This window comes from Streptomyces sp. NBC_01525, assembly GCF_045040405.1.
Lineage (GTDB): Bacteria > Actinomycetota > Actinomycetes > Streptomycetales > Streptomycetaceae > Streptomyces > Streptomyces benahoarensis.
Window position 1 is genome coordinate 6,583,279 of record NZ_CP109397.1, and the last position, 14,299, is coordinate 6,597,577.

At 71.5% G+C, this 14,299-nt stretch carries 11 protein-coding genes; 4 read left to right on the forward strand and 7 right to left on the reverse strand.

Annotated features, from left to right (window positions below; genetic code table 11):
• Window positions 1-43: 43 nt before the first annotated feature.
• Window positions 44-880 (forward strand): EamA family transporter, encoded by an 837-nt coding sequence (locus OG422_RS28340; RefSeq protein ID WP_405746977.1) that lies wholly within the window; start codon window positions 44-46, stop codon window positions 878-880.
• Between the two features lie 163 nt (window positions 881-1,043).
• Here the strand turns inward: OG422_RS28340 and OG422_RS28345 are convergent, their stop codons facing one another.
• The 7 genes from OG422_RS28345 to OG422_RS28375 all read right to left on the reverse strand — a co-directional run bounded on the left by OG422_RS28345 (window position 1,044) and on the right by OG422_RS28375 (window position 9,030).
• On the reverse strand, window positions 1,044-1,985 hold the full coding sequence (locus OG422_RS28345; protein WP_405746979.1) for a phospholipase D-like domain-containing protein: 942 nt from the start codon (window positions 1,983-1,985) through the stop codon (window positions 1,044-1,046).
• 384 nt (window positions 1,986-2,369) lie between these two features.
• On the reverse strand, window positions 2,370-3,293 hold the full coding sequence (locus tag OG422_RS28350) for an RNA polymerase sigma-70 factor (protein ID WP_405746981.1): 924 nt from the start codon (window positions 3,291-3,293) through the stop codon (window positions 2,370-2,372).
• Window positions 3,294-3,409: 116 nt separating this feature from the next.
• Complete coding sequence (locus OG422_RS28355; protein WP_405746983.1) at window positions 3,410-3,883, reverse strand: carboxymuconolactone decarboxylase family protein; 474 nt, start codon at window positions 3,881-3,883, stop codon at window positions 3,410-3,412.
• Between the two features lie 135 nt (window positions 3,884-4,018).
• On the reverse strand, window positions 4,019-5,188 hold the full coding sequence (locus tag OG422_RS28360) for a M20 family metallopeptidase (protein WP_405746985.1): 1,170 nt from the start codon (window positions 5,186-5,188) through the stop codon (window positions 4,019-4,021).
• A 17-nt stretch (window positions 5,189-5,205) separates the two neighbouring features.
• Entirely contained in the window at window positions 5,206-6,621 is a 1,416-nt protein-coding gene (locus OG422_RS28365) for an MFS transporter (protein ID WP_405746987.1), read from the reverse strand.
• 42 nt (window positions 6,622-6,663) lie between these two features.
• Window positions 6,664-7,236, reverse strand: coding sequence for a TetR/AcrR family transcriptional regulator (locus OG422_RS28370; protein ID WP_405746989.1), 573 nt, complete (start codon window positions 7,234-7,236; stop codon window positions 6,664-6,666).
• 246 nt (window positions 7,237-7,482) lie between these two features.
• On the reverse strand, window positions 7,483-9,030 hold the full coding sequence (locus OG422_RS28375; RefSeq protein WP_405746990.1) for an RICIN domain-containing protein: 1,548 nt from the start codon (window positions 9,028-9,030) through the stop codon (window positions 7,483-7,485).
• A 251-nt stretch (window positions 9,031-9,281) separates the two neighbouring features.
• Between OG422_RS28375 and OG422_RS28380 the strand changes: the two genes are divergently transcribed.
• From OG422_RS28380 to OG422_RS28390, 3 genes are read left to right on the forward strand one after another with little or no spacing between them, the layout of a single operon-like run.
• On the forward strand, window positions 9,282-9,581 hold the full coding sequence (locus OG422_RS28380; protein ID WP_143939609.1) for a WXG100 family type VII secretion target: 300 nt from the start codon (window positions 9,282-9,284) through the stop codon (window positions 9,579-9,581).
• A gap of 32 nt (window positions 9,582-9,613) precedes the next feature.
• Window positions 9,614-14,014, forward strand: a complete 4,401-nt coding sequence (locus OG422_RS28385) for an FtsK/SpoIIIE domain-containing protein (protein WP_405746993.1) — start codon at window positions 9,614-9,616, stop codon at window positions 14,012-14,014.
• On the forward strand, window positions 14,011-14,298 hold the full coding sequence (locus tag OG422_RS28390) for a hypothetical protein (protein ID WP_405746995.1): 288 nt from the start codon (window positions 14,011-14,013) through the stop codon (window positions 14,296-14,298). Before OG422_RS28385 ends, OG422_RS28390 begins: the two co-directional genes overlap by 4 nt.
• Window position 14,299 lies beyond the last annotated feature (1 nt).

Sequence of the window (14,299 nt, forward strand, 5' to 3'; positions counted from 1 at the left end):
TTGTACGGTTCGGTCGTTCCGTTGTCATAGTAAGGGAAGTGCCGTGATCGCTCTGCTGCTGGCCCTGGGCAGCTCCCTCGCCTATGGATGCGCCGACTTCCTCGGCGGTCTCGGCGCCCGGAAAGCCCATGTGCTGCGCACCGTGATGATCGCGGCTCCGGCCAGTCTCACCGTCGAGCTGCTGCTGTGGCCGCTCCTCGGCGCCGAGTTCAGCCCCGGCGCCCTCGCCTGGGGCGCCGCCTCCGGAGTCGCGTCGGCCGCGGTCTTCGCCCTGCTCTACCGGACCCTGGCGATCGGCCCGATGAACGTGCTGTCGCCGGTGACCGCCATGGTCTCCGCCGCGCTGCCGGTCGCGGTGGGCCTGCTCCAGGGGGAACACCTGGGCTCCGCCGCCCTGGTGGGACTGCCGCTCGCACTGATCGCGGTGGTGCTGGTCAGCGCCGGGCACGGCGCCGGTTCGGCCCGCCCCTCCCGGACCGCGCTGCTGCTGGCCTTCGGCGCGGGCGGCGCCATCGCCCTCCAACTGGTCTTCCTGCACCAGGCGCCGTCCGACAGCGGCGTGGCCCCGCTGATCATCGGCCGGGCGGTCTCCTCGGCCGTCACCCTCACCGCGGCGGGGCTGCTGCGCCACCGGCTCGGCACGGAACGCCCCGCCTACGCGATGTCGGTGGGCGCGGGCGCGCTCGACTCGCTGGCGAACCTGCTGTTCCTCCTCGCCGCCCGCAGCGGCGACCTCGCCGTCGTCGCCGTGCTCACCGCCCTCTACCCGGCCGGTACGGTCCTGCTGGCCCGCGGCGTGCTCGCCGAACGCATCCACCGGGGCCAGCTCGTGGGCCTGGGCGCCGCCGCCGTCGCCGTCGGCCTTCTCGCCCTGGCCTGACGGACCCCGGCCCGACCCGCACGGGGGCGCCGCAACCGGCCGCCCCCGCCCGCCGGACCTCTCCGTTCCCGGCGCGGCCGAACCCCTCACCCCTCCGGCGCGTACGGCCACCGGCGGAACGCCGCGCTGAACCCGAACGGGTCACGCGCGGCCGGGCCGGTGGTCAGGTCCGGCCGGAGCCCTTGTGGAAGTCGGCGGTGAACGCCTTCTCGATGCCGCCGACGATCGCGGAATCGTTGACGATGATGCCGAGTTCGCGGTTGTGGTTGAGAGAATTGGAGGAGAAGTTCTCCGATCCGGCGAATACCTTTGCACCGGACGTGCCGTGGTCGACGACGATCGCCTTGGCGTGAATGTAGTAGCCGGTGGAGCTGGTGTACGTGGTGACCTTTCCGCCCGCCGCAGTGACCTTCTTCAGCTGCTTGCTGTACTTCGAGGACTGGTTCTCCGCGACGACACGGACGGCGACACCACGTTTCTCGTCCGCGACGAGCGCGTTGACGAGAGTGGTGTCGCCGAATTCCTCCTCCTGGACGTCCAGACTGTGCTTGGCGTCCTTGATCAGCGCCAGCAGATGGCTCTGTGAGTCGGTGGGCGACCAGACCAGATCGGTGCCGTCGGACGGGGTGACGGATTTTTTCGCGTAGTCGGCGTCGAAGACCTTCTCGATGGCCTTCACATCGGCCGCGTCGTGATCGAAGACGCCGTAATCGCGGGAGGTCGGATAGTACGTGGTATCGAAGTTTCCGGTGCTGATGTACGACGTGGCGCCGTCGACGGTGATCGTCTTCTGGTGGGTGTAGACGTACGACGGGGACGAGTACGTCACCCCGGCACCGGCGGCGGACAGTGCCTTGTAGGCGGCGCCGTCGACGTCCGTGTGCTGCGCGTCGAAGACCGCCCGCACCTTCACACCCGCCTTTTCCTTCTTCACCAGATCGTCGACGAGGGTGGTGTCGCGCAGCTCATAGATCGTCACGTCGATCGATTTCCTGGCCGAGTTGACGAACGCGTAGATCGCGCTTTCCTTCTGGTCCGGCAGGACCACCAGGGAATGGGTGCTCGCGGTATGGGCGGCGGGAACGAGGGAACTCACCGCGGCCATGGCGCCTGTGGCGAGAGTGGTTGTGAGACTACGGATGGGGCTCACCGGAACTCCTCACGTGGCCGGGACGGCACGCACTGCGCGTAGCGGATCCAGTAAGACACGGCGTCGGGGCGTGCTGAAGCCCGGTTCGGTGAACAACGGGGCAGGATGAGGTAAAGGCAGCCCATGAACTCACGCAGAGTCAATTATCCCTGATGTTCGGCGCGTTGACGGTACGGTGCAGCGGGGAGGCCGCGCATTCTCGTTCGCATGCGCTCGGGGTGTCGCCGTGCCGGGATTCCACCGTCACTCCTCCGACGGCATTCCGTTCACGTAGCGCCCGTGACGTGAGGGGAAAGTGTGCCGGCCGCCCGGATATCGCGGGGGCGGCCGACACCACCGTCAGCTCTGCTGCCGACGGACCTGCCGCATTTCACGGTCGACGCTCCAGGCGTCGGCGACCGGCCCGAGGTGGCCGAGCTTGTCGGGGTTGAGCACCCCACGGACGGTCTGGATCTGCCCGTCGAGGATGTCGAGCATCAGGGTGTGGAGCACCTTGCCGTCCGCGGTGCGGAAGACCGCGCCCGGGTGGCCGTTGATCTCGTGCGGGGTGAGCGTGATGCCGACCTGGGTCATCCAGGGGAAGACCGAGCCGAGCAGCCGGGCCACCTTCTCGGCGCCGACGACCGCCCGGGCGAACTGCGGGGCCTTGCCGCCGCCGTCGCCGATCATCGTCACATCCGCGGCGAGCACGTCCTGCAGACCGGCGATGTCGCCCTCGTGGAGCGCCGCGAAGAACCGGGACGCCAACTCCTCCTGCTCCGCCCGGACCGCCGCGAACCGCGGCCGCCCGTCCTCCATGTGCCGCCGCGCCCGCACCAGCAACTGACGGCACGCCGCCGGTGTCCGGTCCACCGCCGCGGCGACCTCGTCGAACTCGAAGCCGAACACCTCCCGCAGCACGAACACCGCCCGCTCCAGCGGGCTGAGCCGCTCCAGCAGGAGGAGCGCCGCCATCGACAGCGAGTCGGCCAGCTCCGCCGAGCGCTCCGGGTCCTGATACGGATCGCTGAGCAGCGGTTCGGGGAACCACGGGCCCACATACTCCTCGCGCCGCACCCGCGCCGACCGCAGCACATCGATGGAGAGGCGCGTCACCGCCGCCGACAGATACGCCTTGGTCGACGTGGGCCGGGTCGCCGAACGGTCGAAGCGCAGCCAGGTCTCCTGCACCGCGTCCTCGGCCTCCCCGACGCTGCCCAGAATCCGGTACGCGAGCGAAAACAGCAGCGGCCGCAGCTCCTCGAACTCCTCGACCTTGCTCACACCGATCCCTTCCCCTTGTTTCCTCTGTGGTCCTTTTCCGCCCGGCCGTACGTCGGCGCGGGCCCCTCGTGCCCGGTGCCCGGAGCCCGCGGCGGGGCACCGGGCACCGGAGTCGTTCAGTGGTATTGGCCGGGCTCGTAGTCGCCCGCCGGCTGACGGGTGAGGACGTTCAGCCGGTTCACCATGTTCATGAAGGAGACCAGGACCACGAGGGCGGTCAGCTGTTCCTCGTCGTGGTGCGCGGCGGCCCGGGCCCATACCGCGTCGCTGATCCCCTCGGCCGCGTCCGCGACCCGGGTGCCCTCCTCTGCCAGTTCCAGCGCGGCGCGTTCCGCCTCGGTGAAGACCGTGGCCTCCCGCCACGCCGCCACCAGATGCACCCGCACCGCGCTCTCCCCGGCGGCCGTGGCCTCCTTGGTGTGCATGTCGATACAGACCGCGCAGCCGTTGATCTGGCTCACGCGCAGGGCCACCAGCTCCTGGGTCACGGTCGGCAGCGGCCCCTCCTTGAGCGCCTGGCCCGCGGCCATCAGGTACTTGAAGGACTTCGGGGCGTCCGGGCCGGTGGTGAAGGTCACTCGCGCGTCCATGGTGTGCTCCTCCGTGCTCGTCAATGGCTACACACCTGGGACGAGACGGCCGGGCCCCCCGTGACACGCGCCGATGTGACCTGCGTCTCCCCGTGTCGTCTCCCCGTGTCGTCGGCCCGCCTGCCCGGCCGGGACCTACGCCCCCCGCCCCCGCACCCCCGCCAGCAACCGCTCCCGCAGCGCCGGTCGCCCCGCGCACTCCACGCCCGTCCAGGCCATGGCGAGGGCGCCGTCCAGGACCGCGCGGTCGGCTCCGGGGGTGGTTCCGGCGGCGGCGAACTCCGCCGTGTGCTGGCGGGCGCCGCCGGTGTCGTAGCCGAGCATGGGGTGGATGGAGGGGACGAGGTGGGAGACGTTGCCCATGTCGGTGGAGGCGGTCCGGCAGGGCGTGCGGTCGACGGTGCGGCCCAGTTCCTCCGCCGCCGCGGCGTACAGCGCGGTCATCTCCCCGTCCTGGCGGAGTTCGGCGAAGTCGTGGCCGTGCGGGGTGATCTCCAGCTCGGCACCGGTGGCCAGCGCGCCCGCCTCGAAGCAGGCGCGGACGCGGCGCTGGATGTCGCGCAGCCGCTCCAGGGACTCGGCGCGGACCTCGTAGCGGGCGGCGGTGTGCGCCGGGATGACGTTGGCCGCCTGACCGCCGTCGGTGACGATGCCGTGGACCACCGCGTCCCGCGGCAACTGCTGGCGCAGCAGGCCGAGCGAGGTCTGGGCGACGGTCAGCGCGTCCAGCGCGTTGACGCCCTCCCAGGGCGCGGCCGCCGCATGTGCGGGACGGCCGGTGTAGCGGATGTCCCAGGAGCAGATGGCCAGCGAGTCGCCGTTCACCTGGTCCTTGTCGTTGGCGTGCGCCATCATCGCCGCGGCGACACCGTCGAAGACGCCCGCCTCGATCAGATACGCCTTCCCGCCGCGGTCCTCCTCGGCCGGGGTGCCGATCAGCCGTACGGTGAGCCCGAGTTCGTCGGCCACCGCGCCCAGCGCCAGCGCCGCGCCGGTGGCGGACGCCCCGTTGACGTTGTGGCCGCAGGCGTGGCCCAGCTCCGGCAGCGCGTCGTACTCGGCGCAGTAGGCGATCACCAGATCGCCGCTGCCGCAGCGCGCGTCGAAGGCGGTCGGCAGCCCGCCGACCCCGCGCTCCACCGTGAATCCGGCCTTCTCCGCCAGCGCGGTGATCGCCGCGGCGGAGTGGTGCTCCTCGAACGCGAGCTCCGGCTCGGCATGCAGCCGGTGGCTGAGCCCGACCAGTTCCCCGCGCAGTTCGCGGACGCGTTCCGCCACCCGGCGGCGCGGCTCGGTCGTCGTCATCGTCGCTGACTCCATTCTCATGTCCGTTCGGTGCGCAGCCGGAACGCCGCCATCGTGGCCACCGCGCCCAGCAGTGCGCAGACCGCCCAGGCGACGGTGTAGCCGCCGATCTCCACCCGTCCGCCGGCACCCGCATGGGCGCTCAGCATCGCGCTCACCAGAGCGGCGCCCACGGCCCCGCCCAGGGAGAGCACCAGTTCGTTGACGCCCGCCGCGGTGGCCGTCTCGGACACCGGCACGGCCTCCACCGCCAGCGCCCGGGTGGCCGACTGGAAGACGCCCATGGCCACGCCGGTCAGCGAGGACAGCGCCAGATATGCCGCCAATGTGCCGTGGACGAGCGCCAACCCGCCGAATCCGGCCAGTGCCGCGAGGCCGCCGATCGCCACCGTCACGCGGTCGCCGAGCAGCCGCAGCGCCCGCGGGGTGAGCAGCGAGGCCGCCACCCCGGTCGCCGCCTGCGGCAGCATCGCGAAGCCGATCGCCATCGAGCCCAGCCCGAAGCCGTACCCGACCTTCTGCGGATCGGCGCCCAGGAAGGTGGAGTTGGCGCCGAGCGTGCCGATCGTGACGAAGGAGAGGCAGAAGGTCACCACCGACGGCAGCACCACCCGCCGGTTGCGGAACATCCGTACGTCCACCACCGGCCGCTCGGCCCGCAGCTCCGCGAACGGCCAGGCCACCGCGGCCAGTACGCCGACCCCCGCGCTCACCAGCGTGGCGGGTGCGCCCCAGCCCCAGACCGGGCCCTGGGAGAGCGCCAGGGTGATCCCGATCAGGCCGAGCGACAGGAGACCGAACGGCCGCAGCGGGAAGCCCTCCCCGGCGGGGGCCGACCGCTCGGCCGGGATCATCAGGCAGGCCACCAGGCCCAGGGCCGCCACGGCGACCCCCGTCCACAGCCCGAGTACCGGATTGACCGCCGCCATCGCACCGGCCGCCACCCCGGCCACCCCGATGGCCGCCAGCAGCACCCCGACCAGTACGCCGATCCCGCGCCGGGCGCCCTCGTCGCCCGTACGGTCGCGCAGGATCCCGATCATCAGCGGCATGAAGCCGACCACGCTGCCCTGGAGCAGCGCGCCCACCGCGATGCCGATCAGCGACGGCCACACCGCCATCAGCAGCGAGCCGCAGGCCAGCATCGCCACGGACAGCCGCAGGATCTTCCGGTAACCGTGGTTGTCGCCCAGCCGGGACAGCAGCGGGGTGAACACCGTCATCCCGACTTGCTGCACCACATAGATCCAGGACAGCTGGACGGTGTCGATCCCGTGCCGCGCGCCGACCGCGGGCAGTACGGGGTAGAGGTATTGCTGGGTGAAGCCGCTGACGGTCTCGACGACGGCCATCGAGGCGAGCATCGCCCCGACTCCCAGCCGTATTTGACGATTCGTCAGATCTGTGGGTGGAGCGGTGGTGGTTTCGGGCATGGCGGCTCTCCTCGGAGCTCTTGGGAGGGGTGGCGGCCCGGTTCAGCGGCGCAGCCGGGGCACACCGCCGCGCAGCGCCAGGTCCACCAGCTCATCGGCCTGGGCGGCCAGGAAGACGTCCGAGCGCATCTGGCTGCGGAACTGAACGACCCCTGACCAGCTGTCGAGCAGCAGGTCCACATCGGTGTCGGGGGGCAGATCGCCGCGGACCATCGCCCGCTGGACGGTGGCCCGGGCGTCCTGGCGACGTGGCGCGAGCACCTCACGGCGGAAGCGTTCCATCACCGCCGGTTCGCCCATGTTCGCCCAGAGGGCGGGCAGGACGAGCGTGCCCTCCCCCTGCGCGTCGCGGAGGATCAGGTCGAAAAGATGGCGCAGTTCGGCCCGGCTGTCGCCGAGCTCGGGCACGGTGTCCATCCGCGCATCCCGGATGAGGAGTTCGCCCACCAGCGCGGCCTTGTTCGGCCACCGGTGGTAGATGGTCTTGCGCGTCACCCCGGCCCGCTTCGCGACCTTGTCGACGGTCAGCTCCAGGTAGCCGAGCTCCGACAGCAACTCGGCGACGGCGTCCAGCACCTTGCGCTGCGCGCCGCTCGACGCGTTCTCCTTGCCCATGGCGGATCAACTTAGGGACGGCCGCCGGGCGCGTCAATGGTTTGAGGTAAACAATGTGTTCCCTGGATGTGTTGCGTACTTTCCATGTTGGGCCAGGCACTGGCCAGGCAGAGGGAACACTGTGTTTACTTATCAAGGGGCGGGGACGTTTCCGCGTCCCCGCCCCTTGAACGGCGAAGGCCCCCGGCTGCAGCCGGGGGCCTTCGGTAGAGGTGGTGATGTCTCGGGGATGCGCTCCCCGGCCTGCTACTTGCGCCGGAAGAGTTCGAGGGGGCCATTGCCGCACGGTTGCAGCTGGACGGACTTGCCGTGGTCGATCTCCCTGACGCACTTGTCGGCATGGGAGGTGTAGAGGGTGTCGTTGCGCAGCGAGAACTGCTGGGCCGGGTTCCCGCTGCAGTTCGCGATCTGGACGGACGTACCGGCCTCGGTGGCGCCCCAGGCGGCGTCCATGCACAGCCCCTTGGTCTGGATGGTGCCGTCCTCGGAGATCTTCCACAGCTGGTTGGGCTGGCCGTCGCAGGGTGCCAGCGCCAGCGGGGTGCCGTCGCTCCCGGCGCCGCCGGTGAGGCAATTGCCCGTGGCGTCGTTGATCAACGACGTGCCCAACGGGTTGGGCTCTGCGGGCCCGTCGCCGGACGTCGGGGAAGGGGAGCCGCCGGTGCCGCCGGTGCCGCCGGTGCCGGCGGTGGCGGTGGCGGCGGTGGCGGCGGTGGAGGAGGAAGGCGCCGGGGAGGCGGAGGCCGGGGAGGCGGAGTCCGAGGACTTCCGGTCGCCGAGGAAGAAGATCAGACCGGCCGTCACCGCGCAGACGGCGACCACCGCCGATCCGGTGAGGACGGCGGAGCGGCGGGAGGAAGACTTCTTGCCGGCCGCCTCCCCGGCTACGGGACGGGCGGGCGGCGCAGCGGCCGCCCGGGGCGCCGGGGTGACCGTGACGTCCTTGACATCGTCCGCGAGGGGCGGGGTGTCCAGCGCCGGGTTCAGCGGCCGCAACACCGGCTCGGGCAGCAGCCGGGTGTCGATCAGCCCCCGGGAGTCGAGCGTGAACCGCCACCGCGGGCGGTCACCACGGCCCAGGACCACCACCGCCCAGGGCGTCCTGGGGTGGTCGGCCAGGTAGCGGACGCGCTCCTTGTCCCGCCCGCCCGGCATGCTCGCGAGGATCAGCACACCGCCGGCCGGCTGGGACATCGCCGCCGCGGCGTCCTCAAGGCTCTGCACCTCGGTCGTCCCGACCGGGTCCGCGGTGCCGGGCTTGAACCCGACCCGGACCACCTGCACACCCCGCGACCACGGGTTGGTGGTCAGCTCCCGCGTCCACTCCTGGACGAGCGCCCGGGCGCGCCGGCTGTCGCCCTCCAGCGCGATGATCCCGCCCGAGTCACCGAGGTTGAGCAGGGCGAAGCCCGCGCTGGAGCTGCCGAGGGACACCAACTGCGGATACGGCTCCCGTACGGACTCCTCGACCTCCGCGGTCTGGATCCCGCGAAGCTGCGCGGTCCAGGCCCGGGCGTCGGGGTCGGCGGTCCAGCCCGCCGGAGGCCGTTCGTCGGGGCTGCGGAGCAGGAAGCGCACGGTGTCGGCGCCCACGAGGACCGCCTGGGCCTCCGGGACCTCCCGGTTCTCCCGCGCGCAGGCGGTGGCCATGACCCGCATCGCCCGGTCGACCGTCCACATCCCGTGATCGGTGCGCAGGCCCCCCGTGAACGGGTCGGCCCGGCGCTTGCCGAAGATGCGGGTGAACCAATTGGCGGGGCGGTCTCGATCGGCGGGACGGCGGGGCTGTGACACCTTCAACTCCTCTGATGCCTGCCGGACGGCGAACGGATTCGAGTTCGCGCGGCTTCGCGGGCGTGGAAAGAACGGTGACCGGCGGGGACCGGGGGTGTCGAGCGCCGGAGGGCGGACTTGGGACCTAGGGCCCATCGCGGCCCGGGAGCGGTGGACCCCCTCCCGAGCCCGTTCCTAGCATCGACCGCATCCGAACCGGTGAGCGCCGATGTGCCGGCTGACGGCCGCGGCGACAGCAGAAGGGGCCCCTCATGGCGAACATGAACGTGACGTACGGCGAGATGCAGGACAGCGCGAGCCGGATGCGCAACAACAAGGCCGACATCGACGCCAAGCTCAACGAGTGCAAGAGCATCGTCGACAACCTGACCGCCAGCGGCTTCGTCACCGACCAGGCGTCCGGCAAGTTCGAAGAGGTGCACACCGAGTTCGTCACCTCGGCGAACACGGCGATGGAGACCCTGGACCAGCTGTCGCAGTGGCTCGACAAGGCGGTCAGCTCGATGCAGGAGATGGACAACCAGATGTCCAGCTCCCTGAACCACAAGTAAGAGCAAGGCCGGACGGAGGAAGGGGGACAGCCATGCCCATGATGATCACCATTGCCCGGCACCCGGACGTGTCGGCCGACGTGGTCGTGGACGCCGACCCCCACACCGTCCTACGCGAGGTGGTCCGGGAACTGCTGGCCGGTGTCGCGCCGGTACCGCTGGGGAAGACGGAGCTGCCCGAGGTCTACCTCGGCGCGCAGCGCCTCGATCTCGACCAGCCCTTCGGGGGCAGCGGCATCCACGACGGCAGCGTCCTCTGGCTCGACCAGCCCGGCAAGGGCACGAGGAAACGGGCCGGTCTGGTGACCGTCCGGGCGGTGGCGGGCACCGGAGCGGGCCAGGTCTGGAACCTGGACGCCGGTGAGCACCGGATCGGCTCCCACGGGAGCTGCCAGGTGCGGCTGGGCAGCGACCAGCCGTCCGAAGCCGCCGTGATCCGGGTGCTCCTGGACGCGACCGTGCAACTCTCCGCGTCCGTCGAAGGCCCCCTTCTGGACCGCGCCCCCCTGCCGGGATACGAGGTCGCCTGGCAGCCACGGTCCCAACTCCGGTGCGGTGACACGCTCCTGGAGGCGCAGCCCGTCCAGCGCCCGGACGCCATCATCGACCCCTCCCCGGACGGCGAGTACCTGGACTACAACCGCCCGCCGCGGCTGCTCCCGCCCACCAAGCGCACCGAGTTCCGTCTCCCCGCCGAGCCCAAGGCCCCGACGCCGAGCGCACTGCCGTGGCTCGCCGCCACCTTGCCCGCGGTGCTCGGCGGGGTGATCGCGCTGGTGTCGGACAACCCGATGTTCCTGCTCATGGCCGCGATGTCCCCGGTGATGATGATCGGGAACTGGATCTCCGGGCGGCGCCAGGGCAAGGTCGGCCACCGCCGCAAGATCGCCGAGTTCCAGGAGCGGCGGGCCGAGACCGAACGGGAGATCGCCGCCGCACTGGACGAGGAACGCCTCGACCGCCGCGCCGTCAGCCCCGACCCCGGTGAGCTGCTGTCCATCGCGACCGGCCCGCGCGCCCGGCTCTGGGAACGCCGCCGCGTCGACCCCGACCACCTCCTGGTCCGGGTCGGCATCGCCGACCTCCCCACCGAGATCATCGTGGAGGAGGAGGCCGAAGGCGGCCGCCACCGGCGCGACCTGCGGGCCGCACCGGACGTCCCGGCGGCCTTCTCCCTCGCCCACGCGGGCGTCGTCGGTGTCGCCGGACACCAGGAGTGGCCCCGGCGCACGGCCCGCTGGCTGGCCGGACAGCTGGCGGTGCTGCAGAGCCCGCGCGATGTGCAGCTGTACGTCCTGACCGACCCGGAGGGCGAGCGGCTGTGGGAGTGGGCGGCCTGGCTGCCGCACACCCGGCCGCAGTTGGGGCAGCAGGCGCTGGCGCTGGTCGGTGCGGACGCCCAGACCCTCGGCCACCGGGTGGCTGAGCTGATCGAGTTGATCAACGTCCGCAAGCAGGCACTGCTCCAGGCCGGTGCGCAGGCGGTGCTGAGCGACCCGGACATCGTCGTGGTGATGGACGGCGCCCGGAGGCTGCGGGCGCTGCCGGGCGTGGTGACGATCCTGCGCGAGGGCCCGGCCGTCGGCATCTACAGCATCTGCGTGGACACCGACGAGCGCACCCTTCCGGAGGAGTGCGCCACCGTCGTCGTCGGCGGTGCGGCCCAGCCGGCGAGCCTGCGGCAGCAGCGCGCCGACCAGATCGACGGCATCCTCGCCGACGACGTCGCCGACAGCTGGTACGAGGCCACCGGACGGCGGCTCGCCCCGCTGCGGGACGTCAGCACCAACCAGGGTGAGGCCGCGCTGCCCGCCACCGCACGCCTGCTGGAGACGATCGACCTGGAGGATCCCGATCCCGCCGCGGTCGCCGGCCGCTGGCGCGCCGGCGGCCGCAGCACCAAGGCCGTCGTCGGCACCTCGCTCGACGGCCCGTTCGCCCTCGACCTGGTCAACCACGGTCCGCACGGCCTGGTGGCGGGTACCACCGGCTCCGGCAAGTCGGAATTCCTCCAGACACTGGTCGCGTCGCTGGCCGTGGCCAACCGCCCGGACGCCATGACGTTCGTACTGATCGACTACAAGGGCGGCGCCGCGTTCAAGGAGTGCATCCGGCTGCCGCACACCGTGGGACTGGTGACCGACCTCGACCCCCATCTCGTCGAACGCGCCCTGACCTCGCTCGGCGCCGAACTGACCCACCGCGAGCGCCTCCTCGCCGCCGCCGGCGCCAAGGACCTGGAGGACTACCTCGACTACGCGACCCGGCGGACCGGCCTCGCGCCGATCCCGCGGCTGCTCATCGTCATCGACGAGTTCGCGTCCATGGCCCGCGAGCTGCCGGACTTCGTGACCGGTCTGGTGAACGTCGCCCAGCGGGGCCGCTCCCTGGGCATCCACCTGATCCTCGCCACCCAGCGGCCCTCCGGCGTGGTCTCCGCGGAGATCCGCGCCAACACCAACCTGCGGATCGCGCTGCGGGTGACCGACGCCGGGGAGAGCACCGACGTCATCGACGACCGCGAGGCCGCGAACATCTCCGCGTCGACGCCGGGACGTGCCTACGCCCGCCTCGGGCACAGCTCGCTGATCCCCTTCCAGACCGGCCGGGTCGGCGGCCGCCGGCCGTCGGCGAACCGGGCACAGGAAGTCGTCGCGCCGTTCCTCAAGCCGGTCTCCTGGCTGGACCTGGGACTGCCCGCGCCGCAACGCCCGCGGGTCGCCGGGGAGACCGACGAGGCGACCGACCTGTCGGTACTGGTCAACTCGGTCCGGAGGGCGGGGGAGATGCTGGACATCCCGCAACAGCGCCGCCCCTGGCTCCCGCCGCTGCCGCTCTCCCCGGTGGTCGAGCTGGCGACGGACCCGGTCACCGGCTCCGGGCAGGACCCCGCGTTCTCCTGGGCCATCCAGGACCTGCCGACACAGCAGCGCCAGGAACCGGTGACGGTCGACATGGCCACCTTCGGGCATCTGCACATCGTCGGCGCACCCCGCTCGGGCCGCTCGGCGGCGCTGCGCACCTTCGCCGCCGCCGCGGCCGCCGCATCGAGCGTGGCCGATCTGCATCTGTACGGGCTCGACTGCGGCAACGGCGCACTGCTCTCCCTGAGCCGGCTGCCGCACTGCGGCGCGGTGGTGCAGCGTACGGAGACCGACCGCGCGGTGCGGCTGCTCACCCGGCTCCACGACGAGGTGCAGCGCCGTCAGCGGCTGCTCGGTGAGTCCGGGTTCGCCGATGTCGCCGAGCAGCGCGCGGCGCGGCCCGCCGAGGAACGGCTGCCGCACATCGTGCTGCTGCTGGACCGCTGGGAGGGGTTCATGGGCACCCTCGGCGAGTACGACGGCGGGGCGCTCACCGATCTGATCCAGACCCTGCACCGCGAGGGCGGCAGCGCGGGCGTCCACCTGGTCATCGCCGGTGACCGGATGCTGCTGAGCGGCCGGATGTCGTCGCTGTGCGAGGACAAGCTCGTGCTACGCCTCTCGGACCGTTCGGACGCCAGCCTGGCCGGGCTCAACCCGCGCAAGATCCCGGAGAACCTGCCGCCGGGCCGCGGTTACGTCGCGCTCAACGCGGTCGAGACGCAGGTCGCCCTGGTCGCGGCCGATCCGTCGGGCCCGGCGCAGGTCGCCGCGGTGCACGCGCTGGCCGACCGGCTCGTCGAGCGGGAGGCCGCGGTGCCGAAGTCGGCCCGGCCGAACCGCATCGCGGTGATGCCGACCGAGCTCTCCTTCGACCAGGCATGGGAGATGGTCGACACGCCGCAGCAGATGTGGGCGCTGGTGGGCGTGGCCGGTGACGAACTCGAACCGGTCGGCGCCGATCTCCGCGGCGACCAGCCGACCTTCCTGGTGGCGGGACCGTCCCGCTCCGGCCGCAGCACCGCGCTGGGCGTCATGACGGAGTCGCTGCTGCGCGGCGGCACCGAAGTGGTCATCGGCGCGCCGATGAACTCCCCGCTGCGTGCCTTCGCCGGACGGGCCGGTGTCCGCGGTGTCCTCACCGACGAGCAGCCCACCGAGAAGCAGTTCGCCGAACTGCTCGACCCGGGTGACGGTCCGGTGGTGCTGGTGGTCGACGACGCCGAGGTGTGGCGCGACCTGATCTGCCGTGACTGGCTGAAGACCTTCGTCCGCAAGGCGTCCGGCAGCAACCGCGGCGTGATCATCGGTGGCGACGTCGCCACGGTGGGTGTGGGCTTCGCCGGCTGGCAGTCGGAGATCAAGAAGAACCGCCGCGGAGTCCTGCTGTCGCCGCCCAACATGGGCGACGGGGATCTGGTGGGTGTCAGGCTCTCCCGCTCCCAGCTGGCGGCGAAGGTCGTACCGGGCGCCGGGCTGCTGCATCTGGGCAGCGGTGCCCTGATGACCACACAGATTCCGACGGCGCCCCGCCCGGGGGCGGCCACGGACGACCGTAGGAGGCAGTGATGGCAGACCTCGTGGTGAAGGACCTCAAGGAACTGGCCGACGACCTCACCCAGTTGGCCGGAAATTTCAAGGCGGCGACCGACCTCCAGAATGAGTCCAGGGACCTCTGGGGCCAGCTGAACGCCAACTTGTCGATGAAGGACTTCGCCTACAACTGGGAGGTCCATCGCTCGGACATGGCCGACAAGATGAGTTCCTTCAGCGAGAAGGTGGCCAAGGTCGACGAGGAGTGGACGAAGGCCGATCAGAAGATGAAGGACTCGTTCAAAGAAAATGACGCCTGAT